Here is a 16791-nt window from a genome sequence, read left to right as displayed (position 1 = left end):
TCCGGCGGGCCGGACCCCTCCTCTCATAATTTCGGCTTTTCTGCCCCACCCTGTTGCGGAGCCAGGGCCACCGGCTTCTCCCCCTTGTCCGGATAGAAGGTGTAGGACAGCGTGATCGTGCCGATATCCTTCGTCTCCACCGCCTCGGTAATGGCGGGATCGACGAAGAAGACGACCGGCATTTCCAACGTCTCGCCCGGCTTCAGCTCCGTTTCCGTGAAGCAGAAGCACTGGACCTTGTTGAAGTATGCGGCGGCTTCCATCGGCGTGACGTTGAACACCGCCTGCCCCTTGGTCGCATAGGGCGAGCGATTGGTCGCGGTGTAGCTGATCTGGACGGTCTCGCCGATCCGCGGATCGATCGAGCGCTCGACCGGCTTGAAATCCCAGTTCAGGCCATTCGACACATTGGCGTCGAAGGTGACCTTGATCTTCTTGTCGAGGATGACATCGGAAACCTGCTCGACGCGCTTGGTCGTGCCGTTATAGCCGGTGACCTGGCAGAAAAGCCGGTAGAGCGGAACCGAGGCAAAGGACACGCCGACCATGCAGCCGACGAAAACGAGGCACGCGACGAGGATCGTGCCGTTGCCACGCTTTCCCTTGCCCGTCTCGTTCGTCGTCATCGTCAAGATCGCCCCTCCGCTTTCACTGGCCCATGTTGCCGATCTTGACCAGCGTCACGACGTAGAACAGCACCACCAGCGCCGCGAGCACCAGCCCGAGCGCGATGTTGCGCCCGCGGCGGGATTTCTTCTGCGCCTCGTTGAGCTTGACCGTTTCCATCAGGCGGCACCTCCGAACATGGCGGCAAGCGATGCGACGTAGTGGTCGACCAGCAGGCCCGAGAAGATCGCAAACAGGTAAACGATGGAGAAACCGAAGAGTTTCTTGGCCGGCATCATCTTCTCGTCCCCGTCAGGCATGCGCCAGACGGAGATGGAACAGAGCACCAGAAGCGCGCCGAGCACGCCGGCGAAGAGGCCGTACCAGAACGAGGAGAGGCCCGTCACGGTCGGAACGACGCCGGTGACGGCGGTCAGGACCGCATAAAGGGCGATCTGGCGCTTGGTGACGGTTTCGCCGGAGACATTCGGCAGCATCGGCACGCCGACCGCGCCGTAGTCGCGCATCTTGAAGAGAGCCAGCGCCCAGAAATGCGCCGGAGTCCACAGGAAGATGATGAGGAACAGCACGATGCTGTCGAGCGAAACGCCGCCGGTGACGCAGGCCCAGCCGATCATGGGCGGGAAGGCGCCGGCGGCACCGCCGATGACGATGTTCTGCGGCGTCGAGCGCTTCAGCCACATGGTGTAGACGACGGCATAGAAGAAAATGGTGAAGGCGAGCAATCCGGCTGCGAACCAGTTCACGGCGAGCCCGAGGATCGACACGGAAAAGACGGAAAGCACGAGGCCGAAGGCCAGCGCCTCGTTCGGCGCGATGCGGCCGGCGGGAATGGGGCGTGTCGCGGTGCGGCTCATGACGGCGTCGATATCGGCGTCATACCACATGTTCAGCGCACCGGAGGCACCGGCGCCGACCGCGATGCAGAGAATGGCGATGACGCCGAGAACGGGATTGATATGGCCCGGCGCCAGCACCAGGCCGGCAAACGCCGTGAAGACTACCAGGGACATGACGCGCGGCTTCAGGAGCGCGAAGAAATCGCGCGCACCGGCCTCCGAAAGGCGAACCTCGCCTTCGAACCCGAGCGTATCGCGATCGTCGATGACTGCCATTATCCCATGTCCTGTCTTTCGATCCCTTTCGGGCATTTCCTGCCGGGCGCCGCTCTACGAGGGAGCGGCGCCCGTTGTTCGTCAGGGCAGATGCCTGCCTTACTTGATCTTCGGCAGCTGTTCCCACTGGTGGTACGGCGGCGGCGAAGAGAGCTGCCATTCCAGCGTGGTGGCACCCTCGCCCCACGGATTGTCACCGGCAACACGCTTCTTGGCGAATGCCTCGAAGACGCTGAAGAGGAAGATCAGAACGCCGACACCCGAGAGGTAGGAACCGATCGAGGAAACGTAGTTCCAGCCGGCAAAGGCATCCGGATAGTCGATGTAGCGACGCGGCATGCCGGCGAGCCCGAGGAAGTGCTGCGGGAAGAACACCATGTTCACGCCGATGAACATGACCCAGAAATGCAGCTTGCCGAGGAACTCGTTGTACATGTAGCCGCTCATCTTCGGGAACCAGTAGTACCAGGCGGCAAAGATGGCGAAGACGGCGCCGAGCGACAGAACGTAGTGGAAGTGAGCCACAACGTAATAGGTGTCGTGCAGCGAGCGGTCGAGGCCGGCATTGGCGAGCTGGACGCCGGTGACGCCGCCCACGGTGAACAGGAAGATGAAGCCGATCGCCCAGACCATCGGGGTGCGGAAGGTGAGCGAGCCGCCCCACATCGTCGCAACCCAGGAGAAGATCTTGATGCCGGTCGGCACCGCGATAACCATGGTGGCGAAGAGGAAGTAGCGCTGCGCGGCGAGCGACAGACCGACCGTGTACATGTGGTGCGCCCACACGACGAAGCCGACGGCGCCGATCGCGACCATGGCGTAGGCCATGCCGAGATAGCCGAAGACCGGCTTCTTCGAGAAGGTCGAGACGATGTGGCTGATGATGCCGAAGCCGGGCAGGATCAGGATGTAGACTTCCGGATGGCCGAAGAACCAGAACAGGTGCTGGTAGAGGATCGGATCGCCACCGCCTTCGGGGGCGAAGAAGGTCGTGCCGAAGTTGCGGTCGGTGAGGAGCATGGTGATGCCGCCGGCGAGAACCGGGAGCGACAGCAGCAGCAGGAAGGCGGTGACCAGAACGGCCCAGGCGAAGAGCGGCATCTTGTGCAGCGTCATGCCCGGAGCGCGCATGTTGAGAATGGTGGTGATGAAGTTGATCGCGCCGAGGATCGAGGACGCACCGGAAACGTGGAGCGCAAAGATCGCAAGGTCCACCGCCGGGCCGGGCTGGCCGGAGGTCGCAAGCGGCGGATACATGGTCCAGCCGCCGCCGACGCCATAGGCGCCTGCCGGTCCCTCGACGAACATCGAAAGCAGCAGCAGCAGGAAGGCCGGAACGATCAGCCAGAAGGAAATGTTGTTGAGGCGCGGGAAAGCCATGTCCGGAGCGCCGATCATGATCGGGATCATCCAGTTGGCGAAGCCGCCGATCAGCGCCGGCATGACCATGAAGAAGATCATGATGAGCGCGTGCGCCGTGGTGAAGACGTTGAACATGTGCTTGCCGCCGTCGATGGCAGCATCGCCCTCGAAGCCGTAGACCATGGAAGCCAGACCGTGGAAGATCTGGATGCCCGGCTCCTGCAGTTCGGCGCGCATGGCGATCGACAGCGCACCGCCGATGATGCCGGCGACGATCGCGAAGATCAGGTAGAGCGTACCGATATCCTTGTGGTTGGTCGAACGCACCCAGCGGTCAAAGAAGCTCATCTTGTGGTCATGATGATCGTGGGCATCATGGGCGTGATCGTCGTGAGCAATAGTTCCAGCCATTGTCCTCACTCCTCCAATTAGTTCGAAACGTTTTCGGCGAGCTGGACGGACTTAGCCGGCCCGTCGACAGCGGCCATCAGCGCCTTGTTGGCGCCAGCCAGATCCGAGCCGGCCGCATCGAGCCAGGCTGCGTACTTCTCTTCCGAGACGACGCGGATCGCGATCGGCATGAACGCATGGTCCTTGCCGCAGAGTTCCGAACACTGGCCGTAGAACAGGCCTTCGCGATCGGCCCTGAACCAGGTTTCATTGAGACGACCCGGCACGGCATCGATCTTCACGCCGAAAGATGGCATTGCGAAGGAATGGATGACATCCGTCGGGGCGGCGGTGACGAGCAGGCGCACGGTCTTGCCGACCGGGATCACCATTTCGTTGTCGACGGCCAGAAGGCGCGGATAGACGGACTTGTCTTCCTTGCCGGCGGCGGCGCGGTCTTCTTCCTTCAGCATATAGCTGTCGAAGGCCACTTCCTTTTCGCCCTGGTATTCATAATTCCACTGCCACTGGGTGGCGGTCGCCTTGACGGTGAGATCCGGATTCTCCGGCTGGGTCAGCTGGGCCGACAGGAGATTGAACGAGGGGATCGCGAAAAACAGCAGCACGAGAACCGGCCCGACGGTCCAGACGATCTCGATCACCGTGTTGTGACTGGTCTTGGACGGCACCGGATTGGCGCCGGCGCGGAACTTCACCACCACGATCACCAGCAGGAGAAGAACGAAAAGCGTGATCGGTACGATGAACCAGAGGGTATATTGCTCGAACCAGCGAATCTGCTCCATGATCGGCGTTGCCGCGGGCTGCAGGGTCGCCTGCCAGGGCTGCGGCTGATCGGCAAAACTGCCGGACGCAAAAAGCAGACAGACCAGCGCAGCCAGGGCTGCGTAAGCTCTCTTCATCACGATTACCTCTCCCAGAAGCGTTTGATCCACATCAAATCAAAACGCAAAATCTATGCTATCCTCAATGTTTCAAACCACAGATCGGCCACAATCGCAATACGTTCGACCAATAGTCGGCGCGGCATTTTTGCGCATCGTCAAATCCAAAACGCTCCCGCTCGCTGCAATGCGACACCGATCGCCGTCATCCCGGGCAAAAGCCGGGGCCAGCCGGCGGTTCCGGTCCCAATTATGCCTCACTCGGCTGGAAAAGACGGGTCGGGGCTTTCATTTTCCCCGCCCGGGCGACAAGAATGTCCGGGATGATTCGATTTCCAGAGGTACCCATGGGTCTTCCGAGACTTTTCCGGTCGGGTTTGACCGCAAGCGCCATCGCGATCGCCGCCTTTTCGATGCCGGCTTATGGCCAGCAGCAGCCGCCCGGCACGATCCGCTCCAATCACGGCGCATGGTCGGTCATCTGCGATACGCCCGCCGGTGCGACCGGTGAGCAGTGCGCGCTGATGCAGAACGTCATCGCCGACGACCGGCCGGAAGTCGGCCTTTCCGTCGTGGTGCTGAAGACCGCCGACCGCAAGGCGAAGGTGCTGCGCATTCTGGCGCCGCTCGGCGTGCTCCTGAAGGACGGCATGGAACTCTATGTCGATCACAACAATATCGGCCGTGCCTATTTCACCCGCTGCTTCTCCGAGGGCTGCTATGTCGAGGTGGAAATCGACGACGAGCTGATGAAGATCCTGCGCGCCGGCAAGAATGCGGTGTTCGCGCTGCGCGAATCGGCGGACCAGGATCGGGTCGGCATTCCGATCGAGCTTACCGGCTTTGCCGAAGGTTACGACGCCCTGCCCTGATCCGGCCGGCATCGCTTCAATCCCGGACTGGAAGTCGCCGGTCCCTCGGGCTTTCGCTTGCGCCTTGCCGTTGGCCGCCGATGCGCCTACATCGGGAGAAAGACGCCCCAAGGAGACATGACGATGACCCAGGACCTTCTCAGCCTCTTCGACTGCGACGAGGACACGCTGCGCCGCAGCGTCGCCAAGGCGCTCGAAGGGGCGGACGACGGCGAGCTCTTCGTCGAACACGCCCAGGCGGAATCGCTGACCTTCGACAATGGCAGGCTGAAGGGCGGCTCCTTCAACACCGACCAGGGTTTTGGCCTGCGCGCGGTGGCCGGCGAGGCTGTCGGCTACGCCCATGCGGGCGAACTTTCTCTTTCGGCGCTGGAGCGCGCGGCAGACGCCGTCGGCGCCGTTACCCGGGGCTATGGCGGTTCCTATGCTGCGGCGCCGCAGGGCACCAACCGCAAGCTCTACGGCGAGGACAATCCGATTGGCGCGCCGACCTTCGAGGAAAAGGTGAAGCTTCTCTCGGAGATCGACGCCTATCTGCGCGCCAAGGACGACAAGGTCCGGCAGGTCACCGCCTCGATCGCCGCAAGCTGGCAGGTGGTCGAGATCCTGCGTGCCGATGGTCACCGGGTGCGCGACATCCGCCCGATGACGCGGATCAACATTTCCGTGGTGGCGGGTTCGGGCGACCGGCAGGAGTCCGGCTCGTTCGGCACCGGCGGGCGCATGGCATTCGGCGATTTCCTGACCGAGGAAAGCTGGCGTCACGGCGCGGACGAGGCGCTGAGGCAGGCGCTCGTCAATCTCGAGGCGATCGAGGCGCCCGCGGGCACCATGGACGTGGTGCTTGGCGCCGGCTGGCCGGGCGTGATGCTGCACGAGGCCGTCGGCCACGGCCTTGAAGGCGACTTCAACCGCAAGAAGACCTCTGCCTTTGCCGGACTGATGGGCGAAATGGTGGCCGCCCCCGGCGTCACCGTCGTCGACGACGGCACCATCGACGCGCGCCGCGGCTCGATCACCGTCGACGACGAGGGCACGCCTTCCGGCTATAACGTGCTGATCGAGAACGGCCGTCTCGTCGGCTACATGCAGGATCGGCAGAACGCCCGGCTGATGGGCATGAAGGCGACCGGCAACGGCCGCCGGCAGGGCTATGCCCACCAGCCGATGCCGCGCATGACCAATACCTACATGCTTTCCGGCGACAAGACGCCGGAAGAGATCATCTCCTCCGTCAAGAACGGCATCTATGCCGTCTCCTTCGGCGGCGGTCAGGTCGACATCACCTCCGGCAAGTTCGTCTTCGGCTGCACCGAGGCCTATCTGATCGAGAACGGCAAGATCGGCGCGCCGGTCAAGGGCGCCATGCTGATCGGCAACGGGCCGGAAGCGATGAAGCGCATTTCCATGGTCGGCAACGACATGATGCTCGACAAGGGCATCGGCAATTGTGGCAAGGGCGGCCAATGGGTACCGGTCGGCGTCGGCCAGCCGCATCTGAGGATGGACCAGGTGACCGTGGGCGGCACGCGGGCGTGAACGGGAAAGGCGGCAGGAAGACCTCATTGAAAAACCTATCGCGATAGGTTATTTATGGTCACCATCTTCCGCTCGGACGGCTTTCGTTTCGTTATTTTTCAGAACGACCACGAACCGGCACATGTTCATGTGTTCTGCGATGGTGAGATGAAGATCAATCTTGCCGGACCGAATGGCGGGGTCGAACTGATCTGGGCAGATGGCGTAAAGCGCAACGACGTTCGCCGCGCGATGAAGATCGTTACGGAGCAGCAATCCCATTTTCTGAAACGGTGGCAAGAAATTCATGGCTGACCTCACGGACAAGGAAATCGACGACGCGCTGGAACGCGGCCGAGCCTTGCGGGCCACATCGCCTCGTGCACGCAGCGCACGTTATGACCGCGAAAGCGGGCGGATTGTCGTGGACCTGACCAATGATTGCGTGTTCGCCTTCCCCGCGCGACTTGCCCAGGGTCTCGCCGATGCCTGCGAGCAGGAGATTTCCAGGGTCGAGATCCTCGGCGGCGGAACCGCGCTTCACTGGGAAGGATTGGACACGGACCTGGCACTCGACGGCCTGATGGCAGGTCTTTTCGGTACGGCGTCCTTCATGGCGGCCCGGGCGGGGCGAACGGTAAGCCCGGCAAAATCAGCTGCAGCCCGCGCCAACGGCACAAAGGGAGGACGTCCTCCCAAGACGTCACGAAACGGCTGACCCCGCAAGCGTCACCGCACCTCGTCAAACATTCGGCCGGAACCGCCACTTGCGCTCGATTGCATCGTCGAGCGCGATGCCGTGATGGTGGGCGAAGAGCAGGATATGACCGAGGAGATCGGCGGTCTCGTCCTCCAGCAGGCGATACAGTTCCGCCTCGCTCATGCCCTTGGCCCGGCTGCGGCCGCTCAGCCGGTTGGCGACCTGCGCCAGTTCCCCGGCCTCCTCCAGCAGCTTCAGAAGAAACCAGTCGGCATCCCGCTTCATTCCGTGGGCGGCGGCGTAGGTGGCCGATGCCGTCTCGAACTGCGCCATCAGGTCGGGAATCATTTTGTTCTCCATTTGTTCTTGACTTTGTGATGCATTTCCCCGAGATTGTCGAGCAGATCAAACGCAAACGAGCCCCGGAGGGGTCGCCTGTCAAGGAACCGGAAGGGAGAAAGACGCGGCCGGAAGGCTTATCCCCGCGCCGGCATCAACACGCAATCGTAGCGGTTCTTGACCAGCTTTTCGCAGGCGGTGCGGGCCTCGTCCTTGCTTTCGAAACCGGTGAAGCGGGCGCGGTAGAAGGTCGTGCCGTTGCGGGTGACGGCTTCGGTATAGGTGTCGAGCGTCGTCAGGACGCCGCCGACCTTGGTCCTGGCATCGCTCAGCAGGTCCATCGCGGCCTCGGCGCTGGTGGCGGCGGCAATCTGGATCTGCCATTTGCCGAGGGGCTTGGTCTGTGCCTGCGTCTGTCCCTGCCCGGCGGCATTGCCGGAGCCGGCCTTCGACTTCGTCGTCGGGACCATCGAGGCCGAGACGGGCGCCTTCGGCGTTATCATCGGGACATCGCTTGCGAGAGCCGCGCTTGCGACCTCGGTCGATTCGGCATAGGCGCTGCCGTAGCGGCTTGCGGGAACCGGGGTTGCGCCATTGGCCATGCCGATCACGGCAGCGACCGCATCCTGTCCGGCGCGGGGTGCGGGGACCGGAACGGAGGCCTGGCTGTCGAGGCGGGCGACCTCGACCGTCGCCGCCGGTGCGGAGCCGGAACCGCCGGAGCGGCTGGCGAGAAGCTGCGAGCCGCCCGATGCCTTGCGGATATTGGCGGCAATCAGCTTTTCCATCAGGCGGTCGCGGCTTGCAGCGGAGCGGCCGCCCATGACGACGCCGACGACGCGACGGTCGCCGTCGCTGACGGCGCTGACAAGATTATAGCCCGAGGCATTGGTGTAGCCGGTCTTGATGCCGTCCATGCCCTTGTAGCGATACATCAGGTTGTTATGGCCATTGATGGTGCGTCCGCGGAACGCAAAACTCTTCGTGGCAAACAGACCGTATTCCTTCGGAAAGTCGCGCATCAATGCAATGCCGAGGGTGGACATGTCGCGGGCCGTGGTGATCTGGCGATCGTCAGGCAGGCCGGAGGCATTGACGAAAACGGTCTTCGACATGCCGAGCGAGCGGGCCTTGGCCGTCATCATCGCCGCGAAACGCTCTTCGGTGCCGCCGAGCTTTTCCGCCATGGCGGCGGCGGCGTCGTTGGCGGACTGCACGATCATGCCGAGCACCGCTTCCTTGACGGTGATCTCGTCGCCCGGCTTGACGCGCAGCTTGGTCGGTGGGCGCGATGCGGCGTATTTCGAGAAGGGAACCGGGCTGTCCCACGACAATTTGCCGCGCCGGATCGCATCGAACGTCAGATAGATCGTCATCATCTTGGTGAGAGATGCCGGGTGGTTGAGGGCGTCCGGATTTTCCGAGGCGAGGATCTCACCGGTGCGGGCATCGAGCAACAATTGCGCGCTGCCGGCGAGTACAGAGGTCGAAGAGGATGCGATCGCAACGAAAAAAGTTAACGCGATCAACAGCTTGTTCATGAACCCTCCGAGGCGGCTTGATTTTACAGAATACCGGGCAACCGGCGAAGCACTTCGTGTTGCGCGAAGCGAGGCCTGACTAAAGCAGAATTGAGGCGACAATTGTGCAGTGCGGCCACGTTATCACCAAAGTTAACCAAAAGTTTCATGTTGTGAGTTAACAGGCCGTAAATGGTCCGAGGCTGGATTGTGCAATGGCTAAGGATCAGGCCGCCAGAAAACCGCCATCGGCGGCAAGCACATGGCCGACCACGTAGGACGCTTCTGCCGAGGCGAGCCAGACGACGGCTTCGGCGAGTTCCTCCGGTTGCCCCATGCGCCTCAGCGGCAGACCGGCCGCGACCGCCGCCACATCGCCGACGCCGGCCGCCAGCATCATGTCCGTGACCACCCGCCCCGGCGCGACCGCATTGATGCGGATGCCGCGGGCGGCATTCTCTATTGCGGCGCTGCGCATCATGGCGATCACCGCCGCCTTGGACGCATTATAGAGAGCGAAGCCGGGATTGGGGTTGCGGATGCCGCTGACCGAGGCATTGACGACGATCGCGCCGCCGCCGGTCTTCAGCATGGCGGGAATCTGGTGACGCAGGCAATGAAAGACTCCGCGCACATTGGTGTCGAAGACGTCCGCATAGGTCGCATCGCTCTGCTCTTCGACCGGCGCACGGCGCTCCTGAAAGCCGGCATTGTTGAAGGCGACGTCCAGCCGACCGAAGCGTGAGACCGTATCGGCCACCATCTTTCCGACTTCCGACTCGCTCCTTATGTCCGTCCTGACGAAGCGGGCTTCGGCGCCGAGATCCCGGCAGGCGGCGGCGACCGCTTCGCCCTCCGTTTCGCGCCGCGCGGCGATGACCACGGCGGCGGCCCCTTCCCGCGCCATCTGCAAGGCCGTCGCCCTTCCGATCCCCGTCCCTCCGCCGGTGACAAGGCAAACCTTTCCTTCCATGCGACGTGACTGTGACATGCGGCGTGAACTCCCGTTGCGACCTGTGGCCATCCTTGCGCATTTATTTGACTGAGTCCAACAAATTGGGAGAGCGGCTCTCGAACGCCGAGGCTCAACGGGTACAACTCCGGCAGGGAGGACCGGCAACGCAAGGCCGATCAAGCCGGCGGCGATTGCGCCAATAGATGTCATTCTCGCACCGATGTCACTCGGCCCGGAAACCGTAGAGCGTTCATGATCAGCAGGAACGCAGCCGAGTTCTGGCGTCGGCTGGGATAGTAGAGGTAGTAGCCCGTGAACAACGGGCACCAATCGTCGAGAACCTGAATGAGCTCCCCATGGGCGATCTGACGTTCCACGAGGTTTTCCGGAACGTAGGCGATGCCGTAGCCCGCCGTGGCTGCCTCGACTTGGGCGATCGAGCTGTTCAGGATGATCTGGCCATCGACACGGACACGGAGTTCGCGGCCGTCCTTCTCGAACTCCCATGCATAGAGACCGCCCGATCGGGATTGCCGGGTGTTGATGCAGACGTGCTCCACCAGGTCTTGCGGAACTTCGGGAACGGGACGGTTCGCGAAATAGGAGGGTGCGCCGACTGCAACGAGCCGCCAATCCGGACCAATGCGCACGGCAATCATGTCCTTGTCGAGGCTCTCGCCCAAACGAACGCCCGCATCAAAGCGTTCTTCGACAATGTCCCGGAACCCGTTGTCGATGTTGAGCTCAAGCTTGATGTCGGGATAATCAAGAAGAAGCGGCCGCACCTTCGGCCAAACGACAGTCTCCAGTGCGTGGTCCGAAAGAGTGATCCTGACCGCCCCGGCAGGCTTGTCGCGGGCTGACATCAGGTCTTCCAGTTCGCCGTCAAGTTCACGAAGTCGCGGCACGAAGGCCTTGAGCAATCGGTCCCCAGCGTCCGTCGGTGAAACACTCCGCGTGGTCCTCGTCAGCAATCTGACGCCCAACCGTGCTTCCAGCTGTTTGATCGTATGACTCAGCGTGGACTGTGATGTCCCCAGCTTTGCGGCAGCCTTGGTGAAGCTCCGTTCCTCGGCCACTGCGATGAACGACAACATGTCGTTGAGGTCCTGCCGCTCCAACAGCCCGCTCCTATTCATATTGCCAATCGATAAGTCCTTTCGGATTATGGCACCTTATCCTTGGAATGGCCACCGCGTATCTTCCCGTTGTAACGAAGCAATGATGAGGAAGGCGCGAACCAATGGCATTGACTTGCGATCGACAGCCAGTCCGCATAGCAGGAGCCTGGGGTGCGGTATTTTCGATGGCTCTGGCCGCGTTTGTCCTCATCGCCTCGGAGTTCATGCCTGTGAGCTTGCTTCCGCTCGTGGCTCACGATCTGGCAATTACCGAGGGACAAACCGGACAGGCGATCTCCGTCTCCGGCGTGTTCGCCGTGCTCACCAGTCTGGTGATGGCGCACCTTACCCGCCGCATCGACCGCCGCCTCGTCGCCAGCGCCTTCACATCGCTGCTCGTCGTGTCGGGAACGATCGTGGCGTTCGCGCCGAATTATCCGATTCTGATGCTTGGCCGGGTCCTGCTCGGCATCGCAATCGGCGGCTTCTGGTCGATGTCGACATCGATCGTCATGCGCCTGGTCTCGGACAACGAGGTCCCGAAAGCGCTCGCCTGGATCAACGGCGGTAACGCACTGGCGGCCACGATCTCCGCGCCGCTCGGCAGTCTGCTGGGTGCGTATGTCGGCTGGCGCAGCGCATTCTTCCTGGTCGTTCCGATCGCGATACTGGCGCTTGTCTGGCAATGGATAAGCCTGCCGCCAATGCCGCCGCAGGATCAGAAGTCCGGCGGCAACGTCCTGCGGCTTCTTGCCCGCCGCCAGGTCCTTCTCGGCATGGCTTCGACGATGTTCCTGTTCATGGGCCAGTTCGCACTGTTCACCTATCTGCGACCCTATCTCGAAACCGCGGGAGGCTTCACGATCAAGGCCATCTCCCTCGTGCTTCTGCTGATGGGCCTCGCGGGCGTGCTCGGCACGGTTGCCATCGGCAGAGCGCTGCGGACACGTCTGTTCAGCCTCCTGATCGGCATTCCCGCCATCATGGCGCTGCTCGCGATTGGCATGGTCGCGTTCAGCTCAGCGTCTCCACTCGTCGCGGCATTGCTGGTTGCCTGGGGGTTCTTCGGCACGGCAGCACCCGTGGGCTGGGGCACCTGGGTCAGCAGGCACATCTCCGATGACGCCGAAGCCGGCGGCGGGCTGAGCGTCGCCGTCATCCAACTCGGCATCACGGCTGGAGCCGCGGGCGGTGGATATCTGTTCGACATCATCGGATGGTGGGGTCCGTTCGCCCTTGCGACCCTCATCTTGGCGGCTTCATCCATTCTCGCGCTTGCCGCCATGCGCAACGCCCGGAGGAACGCCGTATGACGTCGCTTCAATTGCATCGCCGAACGGTGTTGGTCGGCAGCCTCGCCACCATCACGTTGCCGCCGTTGGCATTCGGCCAGCAGGGCCACGACCCCGCCAATCAGGAGCCCACAGATATGAAAGTCCGCTTCCGCTTCGACAGGCACACCGTCAACGCGACCCTCTACGACAATCCCTCCGCACGGGACTTCGCATCGATGCTGCCGCTCGACCTCAAGATCGAGGACTATTCCAACAACGAGAAGATTGCCTACCTGCCGCGGAAATTGACGGAGGACGGCAGCGGTCCGTTCGGAAACGAGCAGCCCGGCGACGTCTGCTATTACGCGCCTTGGGGTGACATCATCCTTTTCTATGCATCGTATCGCTATTCCAGCGGTTTGATCCGCCTCGGGCGCGTCGACGGCGGGATCGAACCGATGCTGACCCGCGGCGAGTTTCCCCTGCGCATCGAGCGCGCCGAATAATCAAAGGAAGGACACGATCATGCGTGCAACAATTCTCTACAGCCCCGGCGATGTCCGCTGCGTCGAAGTCGAAGAACCCAGGATCATCGAGCCGACGGACGCGATCATCAAGCTTTCGGCGTCCTGCATCTGCGGCTCCGACCTTTGGCCTTATCGCGGACTCCAGCCCGTAAACCAGCCCGCCCATATGGGTCACGAATATTGCGGTGTCGTCGTCGAGGTCGGATCGGCCGTGTCGACGGTGAAGCCCGGCCAGTTCGTCGTCGGCTCGTTCGTGCTGTCTTGCGGCAAGTGCCCCAATTGCCTTGGCGGTTGGCCGTCGTCTTGCGTCAATCGTCAGTTCATGTCTGGAGGGCAAGCGCCGATCGCGCGCATCCCGAATGCCGACGGCACGCTGGTGGCGACCGCCGAGATGCCGCCCGAAGACCTGATCCCCAGCCTGCTCGCCGCTTCAGATGTGCTGGGCACGGGTTGGTATGCCGCGGATGCCGCGCGCGTCCAGCCGGGCTGCACGGCCGTTGTCGTCGGCGACGGCGCGGTCGGTCTCATGGGTGTCCTCGCCGCCAAGCAGTTGGGTGCCGAGCGGATCATCGCAATGAGCCGACACAAGCCCCGGCAGGAATTGGCGCTGGAATATGGCGCGACACACATCGTCACCGAGCGCGGCGACGAAGGTGCCGCCAAGATTCGGGAACTGACTGATGGCATCGGCGCTGACTCGGTTCTGGAATGCGTCGGCACGCAGGAATCGATGATGCAGGCGCTCAACGCGGCTCGGCCGGGCGGCTCCATTGGCTTTGTCGGCGTTCCGCATGGCGTATCGCTTGACGGGCAGATGTTGTTCTTCGCCCAGAAGAACCTGCTCGGCGGTCCCGCCCCTGTGCGCCGCTACCTGCCGCAGTTCTTCGACCTGATCCTGAGCCGCAAGATCGATCCCGGCAAGGTGTTCGACCTCGAGCTTCCGTTGGAGGACGTCGCCGAAGGCTACAAGGCGATGGACGACCGCCGCGCGATCAAGACGCTCTTGCGCCTCTAGCGCCTTCCGGTAGCCAGCCGGAGGTTCGAGCCCGCTGGCTGCCGATTACGCCCAAGACCCGGATTGCCGATGTGGAGACCTCCCGTTTCCGCACCCGCGCCCTCGTGTCCGGATCGAACCACACTGCAAGCAACCATCAGCAAGGAGAAGCACATGTCAGATCATAATGAAGCTCGCCGTACCTTCCTCAAGCTAACCGGAGTCGGAGTCGCCGCACTGGGTGTCGCGAACGCCGTCGGAGGCCCGGCGATCGCCCAGGACACTGCGGACTGGGACAAGACCTTTCCCAGGAGCGAAGCCGTCGACCACGAGAAGATTACGTTCAAAAACCGCTATGGCATCACCTTGTCCGGCGACATCTACCTACCGAAGAACCGTGGTGACCTCCGCCTTCCCGCAATCGCCGTGGGTGGCCCCTTCGGCGCGGTCAAGGAGCAGTCCTCCGGCCTCTACGCGCAGACGATGGCAGAGCGCGGCTTCGTCACACTCGCTTTCGATGCATCCTACACGGGCGAAAGCGGCGGTGAGCCGCGCAATGTCGCATCGCCGGACATAAACACAGAAGACTTCAGCGCAGCGGTCGATTACATTGGCCTGCGCCCCGAGGTCGATCGTGAGCGCATCGGTGTCATCGGCATCTGCGGCTGGGGCGGCATGGCTCTGAACGCCGTCGCGGTCGACAAGCGCGTCAAGGCCGTCGTTGCCAGCACGATGTACGACATGACCCGCGTGATGTCGAAAGGCTATAACGACAGCGTCACACTGGAACAGCGCACAAAGGCGCTGGAACAGATGAGCCGCCAGCGCTGGGCGGATGCGGAAAAAGGGAGCCCCGCCTATCAGCCGGCCTACAACGTAGCCGTTACGGAAGACTCGCCGCAGTTCATGATCGACTATCACGACTACTACGGCACACCGCGCGGATACCACAAGCGCGCCGTCAACTCCGGCAACGCCTGGACGCAGACCACCCCGCTCTCGTTCATGAACATGCCGATCCTGTCCTACATCGCGGAAATTTCGCCGCGTCCGGTTCTGTTCGTTCATGGCGAAAAGGCTCACTCGCTCTACTTCGCCAAGACGGCCTTCGAAGCGGCGGCAGAGCCGAAGGAACTGATGGTGATCCCGGGCGCGAGCCACGTTGACCTCTACGACAAGACTGACATCATTCCCTTCGACAAGCTCGCCCAGTTCTTCAACCAGCACCTTGCGGCATAATGCCCGTTAAGCCGGCCGCCATTCGGGCGGTCGGCTCGGTCCCACAAAGGAGATTTGCCATGGATATCATTTCACTCGGCAGCCAACCTTCCGGAAAAGGTCCGTCGGACTGGTTCACGGGTTCGGTCAGAATCGACCCGCTCTTCGCCGCCAACGAAGCTAGGCGCGGTACCGCCGCAACGGTCACATTCGAGCCCGGCGCGCGAACGGCCTGGCACACCCATCCGCTTGGCCAGACCCTTATCGTCTTGAGCGGTCTGGGACGCGTGCAACGCGAAGGTGGGCCGATACAGGAAATCCGCCCCGGCGATGTCGTGTGGTTCGAGCCTGGCGAAAAACATTGGCACGGCGCGGGACCGACAACGGCGATGAGCCACATCGCTATCCAGGAACATCTCGACGGAAAGGTCGTGGACTGGATGGAGCACGTCACCCAGGAGCAATTCGAAGGCTGAAGCAAGAGGGCAGCCGCGACGCAGCAGTCGGTCAGTTCCCGGATGACGATGATGGTTTTCACGAAAGGACGAATAGAATGAACAGCATGACTGCACGCCTCGCCAAGCCAGTCCGGGCTTTGCGTCTGGTACCAAAATCGGAATCTCGCTCGCGGTTACCCTGGGAGCCGTGCTGATACCGGTATATCCCGATATTCCACTGTGGCGTCTGCCGTCACGTCGACGAGTGGACCGAAGCCGCGGTGACGCCGGTCGCTGCTCGTGCGGCAGCAGTCGTGTCAATGCTCGCGTGGACCGGCGTGATACTTGTGGGGCGGCTTCGCGCCTACACCTGAACGAAGGCCGTCTCGGCCCGCTTGCAGACGAAAATCAACTGCCTTGAAATCTCGCCTCCGACCGGAGCGCCCCTCCGATCAATCCTCCTCCTCCGCGGCCATCTCGGCGAGTGCCACGGCGCCTTGCCCTTCTTCGGCAAGGCGGTCGCCGGGATTGATGACCGTGCATTTCGTCATGGAGAGGCAGCCGCAGCCGATGCAGCCGTCGAGGCTGTCGCGTAGCGCCTCCAGCATGCGGATGCGATGGTTCAGTTGCTCCGACCAGCGCGTGGCGATTTTTTGCCAGTCGCCGTGATTCGGCGCGCGGTCCCTGGGGAGCACGGCAAGCTGTTCCGCCACTTCCGAAAGCGGCACACCAAGCTGCTGCGCGACCTTGATGAGGGCGATGCGGCGCAGTACGGCGCGGTCGAAGCGACGCTGATTGCCCTCCGTGCGGTGGGAGGCGATCAGTCCCTTGCGCTCGTAGAAATGAATGGCCGACACGGCCACGCCGCTTCGCCTTGCGATTTCGCCGACGGTCAGGCCCTGCATTTTTTGTCACTC

19 protein-coding genes are annotated in these 16791 nt (G+C 62.6%); 9 read left to right on the top strand and 10 right to left on the bottom strand.

Annotated elements, in window-relative coordinates:
- Nucleotides 1–23 precede the first annotated feature (23 nt).
- The 5 genes from ACLBKR_RS03580 to coxB form a co-directional block, all read right to left on the bottom strand.
- Entirely contained in the window at nt 24–626 is a 603-nt protein-coding gene (locus ACLBKR_RS03580) for a cytochrome c oxidase assembly protein (protein ID WP_113340391.1), read from the bottom strand.
- 22 nt (nt 627–648) lie between these two features.
- A complete protein-coding gene (locus tag ACLBKR_RS03575; protein ID WP_112829646.1) occupies nt 649–786 on the bottom strand; it encodes a hypothetical protein in 138 nt (45 codons plus the stop codon).
- Entirely contained in the window at nt 786–1742 is a 957-nt protein-coding gene (locus ACLBKR_RS03570; RefSeq protein WP_113340390.1) for a heme o synthase, read from the bottom strand. Before ACLBKR_RS03570 ends, ACLBKR_RS03575 begins: the two co-directional genes overlap by 1 nt.
- A gap of 99 nt (nt 1743–1841) precedes the next feature.
- Nucleotides 1842–3515: a cytochrome c oxidase subunit I gene (gene ctaD, locus ACLBKR_RS03565; protein ID WP_113340389.1), complete on the bottom strand. Its 1674-nt coding sequence runs from the start codon at nt 3513–3515 to the stop codon at nt 1842–1844.
- A 17-nt stretch (nt 3516–3532) separates the two neighbouring features.
- Nucleotides 3533–4417, bottom strand: a complete 885-nt coding sequence (coxB, locus tag ACLBKR_RS03560) for a cytochrome c oxidase subunit II (RefSeq protein WP_112829649.1) — start codon at nt 4415–4417, stop codon at nt 3533–3535.
- Between the two features lie 329 nt (nt 4418–4746).
- Here coxB and ACLBKR_RS03555 point away from each other — a divergent pair, with 329 nt between their 5' ends.
- From ACLBKR_RS03555 to ACLBKR_RS03540, 4 genes are all read left to right on the top strand, one after another.
- Nucleotides 4747–5271, top strand: coding sequence for an invasion associated locus B family protein (locus ACLBKR_RS03555; RefSeq protein WP_414900666.1), 525 nt, complete (start codon nt 4747–4749; stop codon nt 5269–5271).
- Between the two features lie 123 nt (nt 5272–5394).
- Nucleotides 5395–6810, top strand: a complete 1416-nt coding sequence (tldD, locus tag ACLBKR_RS03550; protein WP_112829679.1) for a metalloprotease TldD — start codon at nt 5395–5397, stop codon at nt 6808–6810.
- A 54-nt stretch (nt 6811–6864) separates the two neighbouring features.
- The gene (locus ACLBKR_RS03545) at nt 6865–7104 is read left to right on the top strand and encodes a DUF4160 domain-containing protein (RefSeq protein ID WP_113486544.1); all 240 of its coding nucleotides are present in this window, start codon (nt 6865–6867) and stop codon (nt 7102–7104) included.
- The gene (locus ACLBKR_RS03540; RefSeq protein WP_113486542.1) at nt 7097–7507 is read left to right on the top strand and encodes a DUF2442 domain-containing protein; all 411 of its coding nucleotides are present in this window, start codon (nt 7097–7099) and stop codon (nt 7505–7507) included. Before ACLBKR_RS03545 ends, ACLBKR_RS03540 begins: the two co-directional genes overlap by 8 nt.
- A gap of 24 nt (nt 7508–7531) precedes the next feature.
- Here ACLBKR_RS03540 and ACLBKR_RS03535 read toward each other — a convergent pair whose 3' ends face one another.
- The 4 genes from ACLBKR_RS03535 to ACLBKR_RS03520 form a co-directional block, all read right to left on the bottom strand.
- On the bottom strand, nt 7532–7837 hold the full coding sequence (locus ACLBKR_RS03535) for a MazG nucleotide pyrophosphohydrolase domain-containing protein (RefSeq protein WP_112829680.1): 306 nt from the start codon (nt 7835–7837) through the stop codon (nt 7532–7534).
- A 128-nt stretch (nt 7838–7965) separates the two neighbouring features.
- Nucleotides 7966–9369 (bottom strand): D-alanyl-D-alanine carboxypeptidase, encoded by a 1404-nt coding sequence (locus tag ACLBKR_RS03530; protein ID WP_113443274.1) that lies wholly within the window; start codon nt 9367–9369, stop codon nt 7966–7968.
- Between the two features lie 205 nt (nt 9370–9574).
- A complete protein-coding gene (locus ACLBKR_RS03525; RefSeq protein WP_414900662.1) occupies nt 9575–10339 on the bottom strand; it encodes an SDR family NAD(P)-dependent oxidoreductase in 765 nt (254 codons plus the stop codon).
- A gap of 170 nt (nt 10340–10509) precedes the next feature.
- Nucleotides 10510–11424, bottom strand: coding sequence for a LysR family transcriptional regulator (locus ACLBKR_RS03520; protein WP_113340383.1), 915 nt, complete (start codon nt 11422–11424; stop codon nt 10510–10512).
- Nucleotides 11425–11546: 122 nt separating this feature from the next.
- Between ACLBKR_RS03520 and ACLBKR_RS03515 the strand changes: the two genes are divergently transcribed.
- From ACLBKR_RS03515 to ACLBKR_RS03495, 5 genes are all read left to right on the top strand, one after another.
- Nucleotides 11547–12737, top strand: coding sequence for an MFS transporter (locus ACLBKR_RS03515; RefSeq protein WP_113486540.1), 1191 nt, complete (start codon nt 11547–11549; stop codon nt 12735–12737).
- Complete coding sequence (locus tag ACLBKR_RS03510; protein WP_113486538.1) at nt 12734–13204, top strand: cyclophilin-like fold protein; 471 nt, start codon at nt 12734–12736, stop codon at nt 13202–13204. Before ACLBKR_RS03515 ends, ACLBKR_RS03510 begins: the two co-directional genes overlap by 4 nt.
- A gap of 19 nt (nt 13205–13223) precedes the next feature.
- On the top strand, nt 13224–14240 hold the full coding sequence (locus ACLBKR_RS03505; RefSeq protein WP_113486536.1) for a zinc-dependent alcohol dehydrogenase family protein: 1017 nt from the start codon (nt 13224–13226) through the stop codon (nt 14238–14240).
- 153 nt (nt 14241–14393) lie between these two features.
- A complete protein-coding gene (locus ACLBKR_RS03500) occupies nt 14394–15458 on the top strand; it encodes an alpha/beta fold hydrolase (protein WP_113439461.1) in 1065 nt (354 codons plus the stop codon).
- A gap of 59 nt (nt 15459–15517) precedes the next feature.
- Complete coding sequence (locus ACLBKR_RS03495; RefSeq protein WP_113447854.1) at nt 15518–15913, top strand: cupin domain-containing protein; 396 nt, start codon at nt 15518–15520, stop codon at nt 15911–15913.
- 413 nt (nt 15914–16326) lie between these two features.
- On the opposite strand, the gene soxR is transcribed toward ACLBKR_RS03495, so the two are convergent.
- Nucleotides 16327–16779, bottom strand: coding sequence for a redox-sensitive transcriptional activator SoxR (gene soxR / locus ACLBKR_RS03490; protein WP_414900657.1), 453 nt, complete (start codon nt 16777–16779; stop codon nt 16327–16329).
- Between the last annotated feature and the right edge of the window lie 12 nt (nt 16780–16791).

The organism is Paenirhizobium cremeum (genome assembly GCF_047553425.1).
GTDB lineage: Bacteria > Pseudomonadota > Alphaproteobacteria > Rhizobiales > Rhizobiaceae > Allorhizobium > Allorhizobium cremeum.
This window is presented reverse-complemented; position numbering and strand designations above follow the sequence as displayed.